Here is an 18,445-nt window from a genome sequence, read left to right as displayed (position 1 = left end):
ACGAAATCTATCGTTTGGCTACGTCCCGTAGCATCATCCCTGGTAATCCTTTAAAGTAGCTCCTGCCACTTTTTGCATCCTGCAATGTCCACTTGCCATCTTGGCAGTCCTGCGTAAACTAACGCTCCTGCTACTTCCTGTAGCGTCATCCGTGATTATCCTAAAGTAACTCCTAGCTACTAAGTGCTTCATGCACTTCCTTATTCTTCCTTGTATCCATTTTAGCTTGTCCTTTATGCTTCCTGCTAGCGTCTGCTATGTTGCCTATTCCTTATCCTTGGCAGTAACTCAATCATTGAGCTATGTCGTCTTGACAAAGAGAAGTTTAAAGCAATCAGGGGAGAGAAATAGGACTTAGCATTAAATAAATAAACGTCACAAAAATGAAAAAACAAAATAAATACTGCAGAACAATAGCTTAGAACAAAAAAGGCTACTTATTAGTAGCCTTTAAGTGACAATGCTTACGATGATGTGAGATATATCTCACGGTCTTATGTCCGTTTGGGCGCATTGGCTTACATTATAATTTTAAATAGTTGGCTCAATTATTGATTTAAACAGTAACTCGCCCTCTACTTGGTTAAAAGTAAGGTGTTTAAATGCTTCAAACTTTTCAGTTTTAAAAAATTCAATGTGCTCCTTACGTGTTACAAATACAGCCATCCCTGTTGACTCAGCGTTACATTTAACCAAGTCATCAAGCCCGCGTAGTAAGTAACGACCAAAGCCTTGTCCATGAAAATGCGGATCTACGGCAATAAAAGCTAAAAAATAGTAATTGCCTTTTTGTTTAAGGGCGTCTCTAATTGTTTGTTCTTTATCTATTAATTGATTTGTTTGTAAGTAGCCCGCACTCAGCATTAATTTTAAACGCCAGTGCCAATAACGCTGCGCTTGTAATTGGCTATTAGATTCAAATACACACGCTACTGCTTTTAATTTATCGTTGCGGTATAAACCAATTAATGGCTGTTTTTCTTGCCAAAAACTACTGAGTTCTTCGCGAATTAATGATCGTAATTTTTTTTCGTAAACTGATTTATTTTCGTCATTGTAGCTAAGCATGTTTAGTAATACAGGATCGTCATGATAAGCCTGATAAATTAGGCTCGCTGCAGTACTAATATCTTCTGCAGCTAAATACTGTACGCTGAACGTATCAGCTGGTGTGGTTACACTCATTGTATTTCCTTTATTATTTAGCTATAGGCTGTTTAACTTTAAACCTAACTATATACCTAAAATTATTAACCGTAAATTCAGCGAGAGTTTAACTAACAGGAGGTACAGTTAGGTACTAGTATGAATTTTCATTCATTTAAAGGAGCAATATCATGGATACGACAAAACACGACATTAACACACTTTTTGCACAGCTTGGATTACCAAATAGTGATGAGCAAATAGATGCATTTATTGCCTCACATGAATTAGAAGACACAACACTACTCCAAGAAGCTTCTTTTTGGGATGAGGCACAACAGCACTTTTTAGCTGAATCCCTTGCACAAGACGGAGATTGGAGTGAAGTAATTGACGAGTTAGATGTACGCATTCGTCAAAGTAAGTAATTTTATTTAATGTACCCTCCCTTATTTATTGCTAACATAGCATCTGCGCAGCATTTATATGCTGCGTATTTATTTTATTAAAGAGTTATATATCTAATGAATTCAGTTGTATTTGATGCAATCAAAGCCCTTCTCGATGAAGGCAAAACCCCTACTGTAGCACTAACTAAAAGCCGTTTGGCGCAACCGGTTCCAATGCCGATGATTATTGCAGCAGTAAGCCAATATAAAAACAATCCTGATTCAATTAATAACTTCATGAGAAACCCACAGCAGTCAGATAATACTGAGCTTAAAACAAGTCAATTAGATAGAATTGAGCAAAAACTCGATAAACTTCTTGCGCTGCTAGAACAAAAATAATTTGAGACTATAAATGTTCGTTGTTGATTTAACTTTCGATTGCTACCAAGACACCACCCTAGAACAAGCCGAACAAGCAATAAATCGCTTAGTAAATGCACTGCGTTTTAATGGTCAAATAATGGGAGAAGAATTTCCAACCGTTTTAAAAGATGGATTTTTTATTACACGCGTAATGTGCCCTACTGAAGATGCAATGCACCCGCTAAATAACAGCCCGTTTGTTAAGCACAGTATCGAAAAGTTACATAGTGCTGGGCTACTTGCGCCAAAAGTAAAAGTGATCGGACAAGATATTCACTCCAACGGCGCTGATTGCTGCAAAGAACCATCAAGTTATATTTTATATACAACCTATGTGCATACGTGCAGCCCGCTTTATTGTGGTGATGACTTTTTGCCTGTGCCGCTATTTCGTATTCCGGCAATTGCTAATGGTGACTATAAAACGCTTATAAAATGGCAAGAAGATTGGCAAGCCTGCGATCAAATTCAAATTAATGGCGCAACCCGTTGTGAGTTTCCGGCGCTTGAAGAAATATCGAGTATTCAAAGCGACCTATATAGACGTGGAAAAGACATAACAAAGCGAATTAGTTTTTTAACTAAAAAGCCAACCTATTATTATTTATACCGCGTGGGTGGTGTAGATAAAGCGTCTGAGCTTGAGCGAAAATGCCCTAGCTGTAACGGCAATTGGAAATTACCTGAGCCGTGGTTTGGGTTATTCGATTTTAGGTGCGAGCCTTGTGGCTTAGTGTCTAATATATCGTGGGATTTTCAGTAGTTACACTAAATTAATGAGCAACAATAGCTTGGTGCTAACTGCACCAAGCTGATTGTTGAATAGACTCTAAACCTCTAATGCCTTTAAAAAAGCATTAATGTTGGGAGCAAGTACATGGTGTGTGTTTTTGCCAACATGCTCTAAACATACTTCACCAGTGTGCACCAAAACACTCACTAGTAAATCATCTTGATCTGTTAAACCAATAAATACTGTTTCTGGCTGCTTGAGCTTGCGTTTCATTAAAACGTGACCCGTTATATTTTGCTGTAACAAATTAAAGTCTTCTTCGTTCCATGCTTGTAGTAATTCAACCTGGTGCCCATCAATACTTGCTAAAATACTTCCACCGTACATATGTCCGTATAGCTCGCTAAGCGCTTTTGGAAACTCAAGTTCTAGTGCACTGGCTAAATCATTAAGCGAACCTGCAGGTTGCTGACGCGCCCCCTGCCATTGAATGTTTCCTTGCTCGTCAACCTCACCAACTTCACATGGGCTTGGCCATTGCTCGTCGTGCGCAATAAGTGGGTACTTTGTAGTGTTTTTAAGGGTATTTTCGCTAAATGTTTGATGAAGTTGTTCTATAAGCAATGCAACAGACATACTGTGAAACTCATTTAAATTAGATATAATGTCCCTATTGTAACTATTTAAGAGCAAACATGACAGATTACAGCAATTCTCCAGACCTTAAAGGTAGCGTATTAGGCCAATCTACTGAGTATGTAGATGTGTACACGCCAAGCTTGCTTTTCCCTATTGCGCGCAAACTAAATCGTGATGCTTTAAATATTGACGAAGCAGAGCTTCCATTTAAAGGCCAAGACATTTGGACAGGTTACGAGCTTTCATGGCTAAACAATAAAGGTAAACCGCAAGTTGCCGTGGCCTTATTTACCTTTGAATGCCAAAGCAGCCATATTATTGAGTCAAAGTCGTTTAAACTTTATTTAAATAGCTTTAACCAAACCCGATTTGAAAGCATTGATGTAGTAAAACAGCATTTAATTGATGATTTATCAAACGCGGTTAACAGCTCTGTCAAAGTGACTTTATATAATCCTGATGATTACAATTGCTTACCGTGTACAGCGCTGCCTGGTGAATGTATTGATGATTTAGATATTGAAATTAATAATTACGATATTGATGCTAATTCACTTAAAGCAAAAAGTGATGAAGTAGTTACTGAAACGCTCTACAGCCATTTACTTAAATCGAACTGTTTAATTACCTCCCAGCCTGACTGGGCAAGTGTAATTATACGATACACAGGCGAGCAAATATGCCGTGAGTCGTTATTGCGTTATTTAATTTCATTCAGAACACATAACGAATTTCATGAGCAGTGTGTTGAGCGTATTTATAGCGATTTAACAACACAACTTAATATTAAAGAGTTAGAGGTTTACGCGCGTTATACTCGTCGCGGCGGGCTTGATATAAACCCGTATCGCTCTACGCATTATAACGATACGCCATTTGCAGTTAAAATTAATCGTCAGTAGGTTATTTTAAACTGGAACATGAGTATTAAAAAAGGAGCCTAGGCTCCTTTTTACATTCTTTAATTAATACCAATTCCATTAAGTATGTGATCTAAATTTTACGCAGAAAAATAATTCAGTTCTAGGCGTAAATTGATGTAAATGGTTGTTCCCTTTGCGAAATTTACAACAAAGAAATGGGTTGTTTTAGCAAGTAAAATAGATCAGCTATTTATTGGAATTGGTATAACTTCACGCTTAGTGGGTATAGGCATACCACACACATCAACGTAATTATGTGCTTTAACAAACCATGGCTCAACACGGTTTTTACGAGCATTTATTAAGTTTTTAAACACCGATGAGTTTGTTTTCATCACTTTAAATATACTTTTATCGCTTTGTACATCGCCAAGGACTTGTATATTAGTAATTGGGTTAAATGCTTTTCCTTCAGTTGGTGTGCGCGCTAAACGGTTAAAATGCTCTATACCTTCTAGCACTCGACCAAACACCGTAATATTTTTATCAAGGTAGCGCGGGCCTTGCCCTATCGTTACAAAAAACTCCGTGCTCGCACTATTTATATCGTTGTCGCGCGCCATTGCAAACACGCCACTACAATGCACTTGCCATGTTTGCGTATGTGCTGAGTTTTGAGCTACTGCAAAGCCGTTTAAAAAGCCGGTAACTGGTGCATACCCGTCGCCATTTAGCTCAGTAATTAAAAGTGGTTTGTTTGTTTTTAAATAAAACTCAGCAGGGACTGTTTTATCCGCAGTTTTAATTAACTTTTTACCCAAGCTGTCCCCACCTTGCGCTACAAAACCCTCAACAAACCGATAAACGCTGGTATTTTTATAAAACCCTTCTCGTGCTAACTTTTTAATATTTTGAACGTGCTTTGGGGCAAGTTGTTCATTAAGCTCAATATACGCATCGCCCGTTGGCAGCGTTATCTTTAAAATATTTTGGGCGTCCACTACTCGCCAGTCATTATCTGTTGCACTAGCAATTACCTCACTCGCGCTCAATAAAGGTAGCTCTTGTTTAGCAACACCATTACCAAGTTGTTGAGCACAACCGCTCAATAAAACACTAAGCAGAGCTGGCAATATAATTTTCCTCATCGCATATATCCTTATAATTATTATAGTTTTGGTTATTCCCAATCAAACTTATATAGCACATCAACATTTTGATATAGGCCGCTCGTTATTTCTATGTATAACTGAGAAAGTAACTGATAACGCACAGCCACTTCACTGAGCGAATCAAATACACCCACACTATATTTAACTTGCAAACTGGGTGCTACGTATCCTGATATTTCTACTTTGGTACTATCACCACTACCTGATGAGCTTAAACTTACATCTGACAAACCAAAGGTTTCACCTACCTTAGAAACAACCCCTTCGCTGCGGCTAACCCCTTGAGAAAGTAATAACTGTGTAAGCATAGCATCGCTTGACGAACTTTCTCCATCGCCTAAAGGTTGGCCATTAAGTAAATATGCGAGTGCTTGTGCTTGATCCATCGCAGGCTCAGAAAATATTTTAAGCGTTGGTTGTTCAACATTACCCGTAAGCGTAACCCCTGCAATGACACCATTTGCAGTCGTATCGGGGTTACGTATTGCTTTAATATTTAAAAATGGTTGTTCAATTGAACCGCTAAAACCTACTTGCCCGGTGCTGATTATTAAATCTTGCCCAAAGGCTAAGTAAGTACCTTCAATTAAGTTAAGCTCACCTGTGGCTATAATTGGTGCACCTTGACTCATTTTTATCGCTAAATCACCCGCAACTTTTGATTCCAAGCCAAACGATTCTACTTTTACATCGTTTTTAACAATCACTTTTAAATCTATGTCGTAATCGAACGGAACTGTTTCGGTGGCCTCGGTTTTTTGATCAACAATAATTTCATCATCGCTAACTTGCACTGCGCCCTCAGGAAGCTCTTCAATCATTATACGACCGTAAGGCACAACTACCTCACCAGCAAGCTTGAGTGCATTATTAGCCAAGCCTATTTTTAAATCCGGCGATACTTTAAAAGTAACCCCTTGCTGCGCGCGTACATAAAACTGATCGCCAACTACCGCCACATTTACAGCAGGTTGCGCACCTTGCCAATCAACGTCACCGGTGAGGTTTATTTTACCGCCCTGGTTGTCGTTTAAGTTGCCTTTTATTGTGGCTGTTGTTTTATCAAACAATACGTTTATATTTGATTTTTGCAGCGCTATAGGCAATTGCTCGCCCTCTAAACTAATATCGCTCACATTAAGCTCGCCATTTAATAATGGATCTTTTAACGTACCTGCTAATGCGACTTTTCCACTAATATCACCTTTTAACTGCTCAAGGGTTTCAAGAAATGGTTGTAAGTCTGAAAGGAGTATTTTATCAATATTAATAGTGCCGTTAAGCGCTTGCGTATTTTGTATGTCGTCAATATCAATTTGTGTGTTTATTTTACCAAGCACACTTGATTCTAAATTAGCTTCAAGCTTGCCAACTTGAGAGTCCGAAAATGCACTAACAGTTAGAGTTTCGATTGGTAATTTAAAACGATCTTCTTCCGAGGTAAGCACCGCTTCTAAGTCGCTAGAATCGATATTTGCGCGTAATGTTTTAAGCGCACCACTTTGCCAATTAAGCGCTACATCGCCAGTTATATTACCGCGAGTACGAATGCTATTAGGTAAAAAGTGCTTAAGCTCCTCAAGAGCTAAATTGCTTAGTTTAGCATTTAGCTGACCGAGGTTTTTTGATTGGGCTAAGGTGTCTATGCACAATTTACTTTGCTCAGATGCCCAACAATGTGCACTTACATCAAAGTCGCCACTTTGCGTATTAACCATAATGGCAATATTTTTAGTATTACTAAAACTAAGCTTTTTATCGCTGAGCGTTACATTACTAAGCTCGCCATTCCAAGTGGTATTATTAATTTTGCCATTAACTTCAAACTCTACACTGCCTTGCTCAGCATCTACAGATGCCGTAAGTTGGTGATCTGTTTTGTCGCCGCTAATATCAATTTTAACGCTATTAATTTGCTGTTCGGCTACAAGCGCCGAACCAACACTTACCGAAACATCGGTTTGCCAATCGGCTGCGGTATCTAACTGCCCTCTTACTGATAATTTATTAATGTTTATTTCATCAAAAATAAAGCGATCGAGTATTAGCGCTAAATCAACAGAGGGCGTTAACCTTTCCCCCCTTACTTTTAAATTTGCGTTGCCATCGGCAGTAAATGGAATATTAGCTTTTTCATCACTTTTAAGCGTTACTTTGCCATCAACCTGCCAAGTATCATCAACTTGCCCGCTTAGTGCTAATTTATTGGTGCCACTACTTAAATAAAAACTATCAATATTAGCTTTTAACGTGTTGTCGAGCTTAAAGTTTGAAGCAAATTCTAGTGGCACGTCGTTAAGTAATCCGTTTAACTTTGTATTATTCATTTGTAGCTGCCACTTGTCGTCAGCTGCATTAAACGAGCCTTTAAACTGTCCTGAAATATCACTGGTAGCGGCATCAGTTAAGTACTGCGCTTTTAAGTTAGCAAGCGTGCCATTAAAGTTAGCCTGTATGCCTTTTTGCCAATCAACATTGGCTTTTATAGTTGCACTGCTTTCGTTTGCTTTAATGCTTAGCGCTTGTAAAGTTGCTTTGGTGAGACTGCCTTTTAATTGGGTATTTAAGTCAACAGCTGGGTACGCGCCTAATTGGCTATTCCCCTGCAGGCTAAGCTGGTAATCGTCGGCATTACCTTGTGCATTGAGGCTTACATTTCGCACTTTAAGCTCATTACTTTGTGCATCAATAAGCCACTGTTTAATTTTGCCATTTAACTCAAACGGATAGTTTTTTTGCTTTAAATTTGCCGTTGCCATTAAACTAAGCGGATATTGTCCCTGCGTTTCTAAATTTAAGTTTAGGTTTGATAAGTCGCCATTCAACTGCAAATTGGCTTGGTGCTCATCACTTTGTAAAACAACATCCCCTTTTACGGGCAAGTTCCCTGCAAGCTCAGCATTAAGGTGCGTATTAAGCTGCCACTGCTCATACTTTGCTGAGAATGACTCTAAATTAATAACCGCATCTTCCACACTTAATTGCAGCGAGATGTTTTCAATAACATGCTGGGCTTCGTTTTGCTCAATCGTAATGTTAGCTATTTCAAAGTCTTCAACAACTAAGTCAAGTGGCGAAGTAAATTCTATATTAGGTAATGCGGGTAGGTGCGTTAAAAGCGCTTGAGTATTTTGCGCCGTTTGTGTTTTCGCATCTTGTTCTTGCTCTTTTAAAGCAACAAGTATGGTGGGAATATTCAGGCTTTTAACCGTCAGCTTTGAACCCTCTGCTTTTGCTGAGAGTTTAAAGTTATTAACGCTTACGTTTGCACTTGGATGCTCTAGAGTAAATTTATTGATCGCAATGTTTTTTAAAGCAATATTAAAAGGTAAGCTGATTTTTTCAAGCGGCTCTGCAGCGACTTCTTTTTGTGACTCTGCAGTTTTTGGTAATGTTAAATTTATAGATTTAGCACTTAAGTTATCTATACAAATTCCATCGCACTGCCACCAAAACAAATCAATTTTCAATTGTTGTGCATTAAAATCCAATCCGTTGCTAGTAAAGCGCACATTAAAGGCATCATTATAAATAAAACGGCCATCTTTAATTACGATATGTAGTCCATCTACCGCTTTGTTTGCACTATAAGCAATAAATTGATTACCGGGTGCGGTAAATAACAAACAAAATAGTGCAACAACTAACGTGACAAAAATAGCACTTACGGCGGCTGTTATCTTTTTTAATACTGACATTAAATTTCTGGCCCTATGGTAATACTTAAACGTGTGCTTTTACTTTCTTTTGTTAATCCCCAAGCGTGGTCTATACGCACTGGGCCAACGGGTGTTAAATAGCGAAAACCAAAACCAGCGCCTACTTCAAAGCCATCAGAAAAATCATTCGTTGCTGTACCACCGTCAACAAATAAAGCTGCGCGCCAGTTTTGAGCAAACTGATAGTTGTACTCTATTGTACTGGTTAGTAAGTATTTACCACCGATGAGATCGCCATCATCATTTTCTGGCGATATTGATTGGTACGCAAAACCACGAACACTTTGATCGCCACCTGCGTAAAAACGCAGTGAGTAAGGTACGTTTTCAATATCATCAACAAGCATTGCACCAACATTTGCTTTTAAAAACACTAAATGCTTATCTAAGTATGTACGTAACCACGCATGTTGCATTTGCACCCTAATCAGATTAGTACTCGAAAGCACATCATCTAAACCAAACTCAGCAGATATAAGCCACTGCTCTCCCCAGTATGGAGTCGTGCCGCCTTTTGATTTTTTGCGGGCGTAGCTAATGCCCGGCATTAACATTTCGGTACTTTCTTCCTCTTCATCACCGATGCGGTAGGTTTCTTGGTCGCGGCGTAAAAATGCAGTACGCACCCACTTATTTTCGGTTAACCATTGGCGCTGAATTTGCCCCGTGAGTATTTCACTGTAGGTATCGTTTGTTAGCTCATCCTCTAATTTATATCCAGCAGAAAAACGCCATAAATCATCATTCGGATCATCAACTGGAATGGTATAAGCCATGGAAATATCTTGCTGCTTTTGCGCCACATTTAAATTAGTTTCGAGATAATGACCGTCTTCTGTGATCCACGGTTTACTCCATTTAAAACGCACTTTGGGCCCTAAGTCAGTACTAAAACCGCCGCCAATTTCATAGCTATTTGCAGGCTTGTGCAACACATCTACCTTAATAGGTACTTGGCTATTTTTACGCGCAGCAATATCGGCGTAAACGCGCACGCTTGCAAAATAAGGGGTGCTTGATAAATCCAAATTATAGTCAGCAATATGTGTTGATTTATAAGGTTGACCCTGAGTAAAAGGCGCAAGCGAGCGTATGTATTTTTCAGCAGGCGTATTACTAGCTATTTTTATATCACCAAACTGGTATCTAACCCCAGTATCAATTACAAAAGTAATAACAGCACTATTTTTCTTAAGTGACACTTCTAATTTGCGCGCTGGCCACTTTGCATCAAAATAGCCAAGCTCCAATAGCATAGATTCTATTTTTTTATGAGCAGAGTCGTATCTACCATGATTTAAAACATCACCTTGTTTTAAGTTGGTATTTTTAATTAATGCCTGTAATTGTGGATCATTCTGGCCAACGCCGTTTAGCGTAATATTAATTGCTTCTATGCGAGTTGCAGGACCTCGCTCAACTTTAACAATTAACTCGCTGTCGTCTTTATCATAAATAACCTCGACGGTCGGGCTATAATAACCAAGTGCTTTAATGCTATTTTGTACTTGCTTTTGGGCATAACGACGAAGTGTACGGGTTGGTTTTTCACCAATTAATTGCTTGAGATAAAGGGCTACGTTATTTTCTAAATCGCCACTTAACCCTTTAATTTCGTAATCTTCTATGACTTTTTCTGCAGCATAGCTATTTGTCGCAATTAAAGCGCTCACAACACATATGCAACGTAAAAACTTAATAAACAAGTAAATATCCTTACTTTTAATATCTTACATAAAACTGGCTGATTAAGCGCATATTAGCATAGCCATAATGAGCAACACATTAACTTAATGACAATCTAACGCGTAAATTTAACTTTGAATAAGTATCAGCATAATTAAAATTAGTACGCGTTAAGACAATATTTTAGTTACAATAGTGCCTACGAATAAAAAATTAATTTTAAATGAGTTTTTAATGCAATTCCCTGATGATGATAACGGCCAACTTTTAGCCGAAATAGCCGCTGCTGGCATTGATTTAAATAAAATGCACCAAGTCGATTTTTTTATTTTATTCGAACAAGAAGCCGATGCTGAAAAATTTGCTAAAGAAATAGTCTCTGATGCATTAGTTCAAAATGCTGAGCTTGAAAAATGTAAAGACACTGGCGTTTGGGAAGTAATCACTCAAGTACAAATGGTGCCAGAGCACACCCTTTTAGGCCAAGCTGAGCAATACATTGAAAGCATTGCTAATAGCTTTAATGGATATGGTGACGGCTGGGGATTAATGGACGGTGACGAGGCTTAGTTACCTTTTAATTGTATTAGTTCAATGCACTCTATCAGTTAAGCTTAACGGCTTAACTGATTTGCCTTCCTAAAATTGCCTTTATAGTCAAATAGCTTATCAGCTACTTTCCAACCATACTTTTTGCTTTTTCGTGCAATAACAAAATCTGGTGGTACTAATTCAAATTGTGCGCTTACTACTTGCGCTGCAGTTTTAAAATTAATAGGTGTTTGTCCAAGTCCTACTCGTAGACCAAATTGCTTATTAAATATAAATTGCCCGCCCTTATTTGCGAGGTTATATACCTCATCACAACTTGCGCCATCTTCATCAAAATACGTTACTTTAATAAGTTCATCTTTAATTTGAGTTACCGATAACCCACTGCATCGAAGCACAAGTGCGTCTTTTAAGTTTAATGCATTGCGTAACTTATCATCAGGGTCGGCCATTACCGCGCCGCAATCATGGCATTGTCGTGCAGCAATATCATTTTGGGCACCGCACTGCTCACATTCTTTAAACCTAAAACGATAATCGCACTGCTCTTTATGCCCATCATCATCTTCTAACAGCCCTTGGCAACGCCTGCCAAAGTGCTCTATTACTTTGCCAGTGGAGTCTGTTTTACCCCAAAATATATTCGCAAACCCACAACCTGGGCAAAGTACCTGCACAGGTTCATTATCACTATCGCCTTTTTTATCACCTACCTCTGGGTGAAATAAATTAAAACCATTGCCAGCATAATCTATTACTAAGCAATCCTTTTTCGATTCAGATAACCTTAAACCTCGCCCCACAATTTGTTGATATAAACTAGCCGATTCTGTAGGTCTTAAAATAGCTATAAAGTCGACATGTGGCGCATCAAAGCCGGTTGTTAGTACCGATATATTAACTAAATACTTTAATTGCTTAGCTTTAAATTGCTTAATGATTTTATCGCGCTCAGTGTTTGGCGTATCACCTGTTATAAGTGCACTTTGATGAGCTGGTAGGTAGCTTAATATTTCCTGAGCATGTATTACCGTGGCGGCAAAAACCATAACACCTTCACGCTCTTCACTGTATTGAATTACTTGCTGTAATATAGCTTTTGTTGCGCGCTCACTGTTTTTTAAAAGCGCATTCATATCATCAGTCGTGTATTGCCCAAATGCATTGCTATCTAGCGACGAAAAATCATAATGGCTAATCGCTGCATCAACTTCGTTTGGCGGCGTTAAATAATTATGTTTGATCATATACCTGAGCGGTAGTTCAAATATACAGCTTTTAAAGGGACTTTCTTGAGTACCTTTAACAAAACCATGATAATGGTGGTGGTATATCCACCCCATTCCTAACCGATAAGGTGTTGCTGTTAAACCCAATACTTTTAACTGAGGGTTATACTCTTTTAAACTGTTTATTACTTTACCGTACTGACTTTTTTTATCCCCATTTACCCTGTGGCATTCATCAATAATAAGTAATGAATAATGCTCATTTAATTTATTTAAATTACGAGAAAGTGATTGCACACTGGCAAAGGTTACTTGATGGTTTAATGATTTTTCTTTTAAGCCTGCTGAAAATATACTCGCCTCTAAACCAAAACTTTTATATTTTTGCGAATTTTGCTCTACCAGCTCTTTTACATGAGCAAGCACTAATATTTTTTGCTTAGCTATACGGGCAAGTTCAGCAATTACCAAACTCTTACCTGCGCCGGTTGGTAGTACAATAACGGCAGGATCATTACTCTTTCTAAAGTGTAAAACAGTGCGTTCTACGGCTTCTTGCTGGTAAGGTCTTAGTTTATAGCTCATGGGAAAACAAATAGATTTTAATAAGGGGATTTTAGCAAATTACTGCTATGACATTTAGACTTTAATTATATTTTATTGAGGGGTAAACAAAAAAGAGAAGCCGAAGCTTCTCTTATATTTAGCTTTAAGCTAAAAACTTTTCAAGCTCAACACCTTCAAACGCTTTAGGACGACGGCCACGGCCAGTCCATTCAATAGTCTCACCATTGAGTTCCATACGGTACTTAGGCTTAACTTTGGTGCGCTTGTCTGATGCTCCATCTTGTAAATCTTCTAGCGTAAGTCCTTTTTCTTTTAAAAGATCCAAAACTTCCTGTTTCGCTTTTTGCTGCTGGGTATATTTTGAAATTGCATCATTGATAAGCTGTTGAGCTTTTTCAAGCTCTGTTAATGATGCTGTTTTAATAAAAGATCGGACTTCTTTCATCTATATCTCGCTAAATTGTGTGATTGGAATTATTTAATTATTCCTACTTAGTATAATGCCAAGTAGTTATTTTTACCATTCAAAGACACCTGCTGCTTTAAGCTTTATAAAAAAATACTTTTACAATAGTATAATTATCAAATCTAGAGGCTATAAAATGACAATGCAATACTTTTAACCGAGTAGACTCAATAACTAGAGATTACCCTTTTTTACCGTGGCTAAAAACACTAAGTTCATATTTAGCCTATTTATTAAATCAGGCGACATTTGTAAACTTATTTATTAAATAGTCTAGTCCTAAATATATTTACACATTTAGGACTAGTTTTATGAAAACTACTAAAACTAAAGACGTTAAGTGTACTCAACGATACTAAATCGAAAGAAAACCCACCACAAAAAGTTAAACGTTTAGGCCGTGAGATAGAAGACTTACCCCTAAAGCAATTTTGGTATTTATAGGTGCAACATAGTTATAAAGTTGACATGTGGCGCATCAAACCCTGTAGTTAATACCAAAATATTAACTAAATACTTTAATTGCTTAGCTTTTAATTGCTTAATGATTTTATTGCGCTAAGTGTTTGGCGTATCACCTGTTACTAATGCACTTTGATGAGCTGGCAAGTAGCTTAATATTTCCTGGGCATGCATTACCGTGGCGGCAAAAACCATAACCCCTTCGCGCTCTTCACTGTATTGAATTACTTGCTGTAATATAGCCTGCGTTGCGCGCTCACTGTTTTTTAAAAGCGCATTCATGTCATCAGTCGTATATTGCCCAAATGCATTGCTATCTAAGGACGAAAAATCATAATGGCTAATTGCAGCATCAACTTCGTTAGGGGGCGTTAAATTATTATGTTTTATCATATACCTGAGCGGCAATTCAAAAATACAACTTTTAAACGGACTTTCTTGAGTACCCTTAACAAAACCATGATAATGGTGCTGGTATATCCACCCCGTTCCTAACCGATAAGGTGTTGCTGTTAAACCCAATACTTTTAACTGAGGGTTATACTCTTTTAAACTGTTTATTACTTTACCGTACTGACTTTTTATCTTCATTTACTGTGGCATTCTTCAATAATAAGTAATGCTCATTTAATTTATTTAAATTACGGGAAAGCGATTGCACACTGGCAAAGGTTACTTGATGGTTTAATGACTTTTCTTTTAACCCTGCTAAAAATATACTAGCCTCAAGACCAAAGCTTTTATATTTTTATGCGTTTTGCTCCACTAATTCTTTTACATTCGCCAGCACTAAAGTTTTTTGTTTGGCGATACGGGCAAGCTCAGCAATCACTAAACTTTTACCCGCACCTGTTTGTAAAACAATAACAGCAGATTCGTTAGTTTTTCTAAAGTGCAAAACCGTGCGTTCAACCGCCTCAATCTGGTAAGGTTTAAGGGTGTAGCTCATAAAACAATTTAGTCCTCAATAGAATAGGTAATTATTTGACAAAAATCACTATCACACTCCAACATAGAAATATTATCTCGACAGCATTAAGACTTATCTAACAATACCCTGATTTTATGGGAACTATATTATTTATATATAAAAAATACCCTTAACCGGAATGGTTAAGGGTATTTTATTGTTTGCTAAAATTCTCAGCTTTCTAAATAGTAGCTAAACTTAAAACTTATAAGTAGCCTGAAGGTAGGCAAAGCGACCGATATTGTCATAATTCGCTGAGCCTGCGCCTGTACCGGTTGTTGAGCCCGGTAATCCACGGTTAAACAAGTTATCAACACCTAGCTTAAATCCAACACCACTATCAAAGTTATAAGCAACTGATGCATCAGTTATGAAGTAAGAGCCATAACGCATTTCATTTGAAGGGTTAGGGTTTGCTTCTATTTGTGTCGGATTGTATAGCTCAACGCTGTTAATAAAACGAGTGCTGAAATCTACAACAAGGTTTTCATAAGTATAATCAACAGAAATACTACCCTGCCATGTTTCATTACCTAATACACCTTCATAATCTGTGTAATTTTCAGGCTCAGCTGAGAAAGGATAATCTTTTGCTTCAATCAAATAAGTACCGATAAAACTAGTACCAAAACTACCACCTAGGGCATCAAAATCATAACCCACCTCAAAGTCAACACCCGAGTTAAGACTACGTGCAATATTAAGTGCAAAGCCCTTTAGTAACGTAATTTCACTTGTATTTGGATCACGAGTTATAAGACCACAGAATTGGTTGTCAATACCAGTTGGTGAATCTACACAACGATCGATAATTGTTTGGAAACCAATACCACTAATTGTGTCATCGATATCAATTTCCCAGTAATCGGCTGTTACGCTGAAACCCTCTAACCATTCTGGCTGGTAAACAATACCTGCGGTAATAGATCTAGACTCTTCAGGTTGCAGATCTGGATTACCACCAACTAAAGTCTCAAGCGTTGCGCTATCATAACTTGAGTCAAAGTCAGCAGGTACACCAAGCGCTGCACAGTTAGCTGCACGAACAGCTCGGCCTGCATCACTTAATTGATCAAGCTCTGAAACCTTACAGCTATCGTCAACATTTGCGAAAGACTGGCTTTGGCCAGAGAATAATTCGTCGATATTTGGCGCACGCATTGCTTCAGATACTGTAAAGCGAGCACGTAATTCAGGCGTAATAGTCCAATCTAAGCCTAATTTCCAGCTTGTAGCATCGCCTATAGTTGAGTAATCAGCATAACGTACAGCTGTGTCAAAAACTAACGTATCAATTAAAAATACATCTTCAATTAATGGTACTGATAGTTCAAAAAATGCTTCTGTTACATCGTAACCGCCATCAGTCTCACCAAGTGCATTAAAGAATGTAGCCCCTGTTTTAGCAAATGGGTCCTCAATGGTCACACTTGTTTCATCACGGTACTCAACACCGCCTGCAAAACCAACCATACCCGCAGGTAGCTCATAAATTGCAGAGTTACTAAATGTTGCATTAAATACTGTTTGCTTGATTTCTGATGTGCCTATTGATGTTGTTGTAACATAGTCAATTGCTTCTTGGCTAATTGCGCCGTCACCCATTATATTTGCCGCAACACAACCATCAGCACGCGCAGCTTCACTACGACACACGATATTACCACTGTCATCAAACACAGCATCAATTGCATTAGCATAGTTGTCGTATATTACATTGGCGCCATTAATGCGCTCTATCTCAGACTTACCATGGACTAAAGAAATATCCATAGACCAGTCATCAGTAATATAACCTTGGATACCTGCAACAAACCGTGTAGTTTCACGTGTATTTTCTTCTAAACGGCGACCAACATCGTTGTACATTTTATTTACACCGATCATTGATAACCCTTCATCATCCATCAATGCCGCAGTGTCAGCCGATAAAAATGCATTATCTCGCTGTATCATATTTGCGCCACTAAAGAAGCGGAAGAAAGGTTGGCCTATATTTTCACCTTCTGTTTTAGAATATTTAGCTTGAAAATATGCGTTTAATTCATCTGTTACGTCATAATTTGTTTTAAAGTTAAAGTTAACGCGATCAAACTTAGGTTGTATTTCTGAATATTGGCGTAAGTTAATGAAATCACAACCAGCGCTTCCACAGAATTGGCCATCATCAATAGCACCTGTATAAACATCGTTTAATGAGCTATCACCATTAAATTTACCTAAAATACCACCTGTATTTGGATTCCAAACAGTTCCTTGATTTGAAATTAAATAATAACCTGCATTTGGCACTACGATTTTATCTGGATATGCTTCACTATCGAGTTGTCCGTCAGGTCGATCTTGACCTGTAACAACATCATATGGCATAGATGCATACGATGTTGCAGTCCAAGGGTTATCTAAAGCATTTAATGAGTTTTGTGTATTATATTCTACAGAGAATGCAGCATTACCACGTCCTTCAGCAAAATCTTTACCATAAGAAAAAGTATATTTTTCATTTTGATAAGAACTATTATCAGCAAAGCCTTTCGTTGCAGATACATTAAAACCTGTAATATCTTTCTTTAGTATAAAGTTAACAACACCTGTAACAGCATCTGCGCCATATACAGCAGACGCACCACCAGTAATAATCTCAACTTTTTCAATCCAAGAGCTTGGAATGGTATTCGTATCAACCGAAGATGTTCCTGGAGCACTAGAAACATGACGTTTACCGTCAACAAGTACTAATGTACGTTCACTCCCCATACCGCGTAAGTCTAGTAAACTAATACCCGCTGTGCCGATAAAACGACCAGAGTTTGCAAGTGAATAAGTAGTAGCTAAGGCTGGCAGTTTATTTAATACTTCACCGATATTCATCGCACCAGTGCTAACCAAATCATCCCCTGTAATTACGGTCACTGGTGATGGTGAAATTGCACCTTCACGTAATATACGTGAGCCTGTAACTTCAATTCTTTCTACTTTTTCTGCATTTTCTTCTGCAGCAAATGAGCTTGCTGAGAAGGCAGCTGTTGATGCTGTACCAAAAGCAATCGCTAAGCGAACTGCCTTTGAAATTTTATTGTTTAACATTTGATTCTCCCTAGAATACTATTTTATTATTTATGCTTAATTTTTAAAATTAATGCGCAATAAAGCCACTTAATAAGACTAAAAATGCCTATATGAAGGTACAGTAGGACTTTATTGTGTGACGGATGATAGTACTAGAGAAACAAAGAGGTCAACACATTATTAACTTTAAACCAGCAAAAATAACAAATGTATCTTTCACCACTACATTAAAATCAACAGTAAGGAGCTGATTTTATTGAAAAAGTAATATGTGTATATTTAAAGCTTATATCACTTTAAAATAAAATACTTTAATAACAATAACTTGAGTGTTTGTAAAGATTTGTAACAAAGCAT

Annotated in this window: 13 protein-coding genes and 1 pseudogene; 5 read left to right on the top strand and 9 right to left on the bottom strand. The window is 37.8% G+C overall.

All coding sequences use genetic code 11. The features are described from left to right. Window positions 1–531: 531 nt before the first annotated feature. Entirely contained in the window at window positions 532–1,185 is a 654-nt protein-coding gene (locus tag H5090_RS19270; RefSeq protein WP_024597670.1) for a GNAT family N-acetyltransferase, read from the bottom strand. Window positions 1,186–1,337: 152 nt separating this feature from the next. Here H5090_RS19270 and H5090_RS19265 point away from each other — a divergent pair, with 152 nt between their 5' ends. From H5090_RS19265 to H5090_RS19255, 3 genes are all read left to right on the top strand, one after another. Continuing rightward, window positions 1,338–1,574 carry a DUF2789 domain-containing protein gene (locus H5090_RS19265; RefSeq protein WP_002958240.1) on the top strand — a complete coding sequence of 79 codons (237 nt, stop codon included), beginning with the start codon at window positions 1,338–1,340 and terminating at the stop codon, window positions 1,572–1,574. Between the two features lie 96 nt (window positions 1,575–1,670). Continuing rightward, complete coding sequence (locus tag H5090_RS19260) at window positions 1,671–1,937, top strand: hypothetical protein (RefSeq protein WP_007378199.1); 267 nt, start codon at window positions 1,671–1,673, stop codon at window positions 1,935–1,937. 13 nt (window positions 1,938–1,950) lie between these two features. Then, window positions 1,951–2,724 carry a Zn-ribbon-containing protein gene (locus H5090_RS19255; protein WP_182696502.1) on the top strand — a complete coding sequence of 258 codons (774 nt, stop codon included), beginning with the start codon at window positions 1,951–1,953 and terminating at the stop codon, window positions 2,722–2,724. A gap of 66 nt (window positions 2,725–2,790) precedes the next feature. Here H5090_RS19255 and syd read toward each other — a convergent pair whose 3' ends face one another. After that, window positions 2,791–3,330: a SecY-interacting protein gene (gene syd / locus H5090_RS19250; RefSeq protein ID WP_182696501.1), complete on the bottom strand. Its 540-nt coding sequence runs from the start codon at window positions 3,328–3,330 to the stop codon at window positions 2,791–2,793. Between the two features lie 59 nt (window positions 3,331–3,389). Here syd and queF point away from each other — a divergent pair, with 59 nt between their 5' ends. Beyond that, complete coding sequence (gene queF / locus H5090_RS19245) at window positions 3,390–4,235, top strand: NADPH-dependent 7-cyano-7-deazaguanine reductase QueF (protein WP_182696500.1); 846 nt, start codon at window positions 3,390–3,392, stop codon at window positions 4,233–4,235. A 203-nt stretch (window positions 4,236–4,438) separates the two neighbouring features. On the opposite strand, the gene H5090_RS19240 is transcribed toward queF, so the two are convergent. From H5090_RS19240 to H5090_RS19230, 3 genes are read right to left on the bottom strand one after another with little or no spacing between them, the layout of a single operon-like run. Continuing rightward, window positions 4,439–5,344, bottom strand: coding sequence for a peptidylprolyl isomerase (locus H5090_RS19240; protein ID WP_182696499.1), 906 nt, complete (start codon window positions 5,342–5,344; stop codon window positions 4,439–4,441). A gap of 32 nt (window positions 5,345–5,376) precedes the next feature. Continuing rightward, window positions 5,377–9,066, bottom strand: a complete 3,690-nt coding sequence (locus H5090_RS19235) for a translocation/assembly module TamB domain-containing protein (RefSeq protein WP_182696498.1) — start codon at window positions 9,064–9,066, stop codon at window positions 5,377–5,379. Continuing rightward, on the bottom strand, window positions 9,066–10,793 hold the full coding sequence (locus H5090_RS19230) for an autotransporter assembly complex family protein (protein WP_182696497.1): 1,728 nt from the start codon (window positions 10,791–10,793) through the stop codon (window positions 9,066–9,068). Before H5090_RS19230 ends, H5090_RS19235 begins: the two co-directional genes overlap by 1 nt. A 214-nt stretch (window positions 10,794–11,007) precedes the next feature. Between H5090_RS19230 and H5090_RS19225 the strand changes: the two genes are divergently transcribed. Beyond that, complete coding sequence (locus tag H5090_RS19225; protein WP_007378192.1) at window positions 11,008–11,343, top strand: ribonuclease E inhibitor RraB; 336 nt, start codon at window positions 11,008–11,010, stop codon at window positions 11,341–11,343. Window positions 11,344–11,387: 44 nt separating this feature from the next. Here H5090_RS19225 and H5090_RS19220 read toward each other — a convergent pair whose 3' ends face one another. From H5090_RS19220 to H5090_RS19205, 4 genes and pseudogenes are all read right to left on the bottom strand, one after another. Further along, complete coding sequence (locus tag H5090_RS19220; protein ID WP_182696496.1) at window positions 11,388–13,139, bottom strand: DEAD/DEAH box helicase; 1,752 nt, start codon at window positions 13,137–13,139, stop codon at window positions 11,388–11,390. Window positions 13,140–13,263: 124 nt separating this feature from the next. Then, window positions 13,264–13,566 carry an H-NS family nucleoid-associated regulatory protein gene (locus H5090_RS19215; RefSeq protein WP_002958250.1) on the bottom strand — a complete coding sequence of 101 codons (303 nt, stop codon included), beginning with the start codon at window positions 13,564–13,566 and terminating at the stop codon, window positions 13,264–13,266. 468 nt (window positions 13,567–14,034) lie between these two features. Next, a pseudogene (locus H5090_RS19210) lies at window positions 14,035–14,998 on the bottom strand (DEAD/DEAH box helicase); the annotation flags it as partial. Between the two features lie 219 nt (window positions 14,999–15,217). Next, the gene (locus H5090_RS19205; protein ID WP_182696495.1) at window positions 15,218–18,106 is read right to left on the bottom strand and encodes a TonB-dependent receptor domain-containing protein; all 2,889 of its coding nucleotides are present in this window, start codon (window positions 18,104–18,106) and stop codon (window positions 15,218–15,220) included. Between the last annotated feature and the right edge of the window lie 339 nt (window positions 18,107–18,445).

The sequence above is a fragment of the Pseudoalteromonas sp. SR43-5 genome (genome assembly GCF_014163835.1).
Taxonomy (GTDB): domain Bacteria; phylum Pseudomonadota; class Gammaproteobacteria; order Enterobacterales; family Alteromonadaceae; genus Pseudoalteromonas; species Pseudoalteromonas distincta.
The sequence above is the reverse complement of the archived record's forward strand: the minus strand, read 5'-3'. Positions and strand labels throughout refer to the sequence as shown.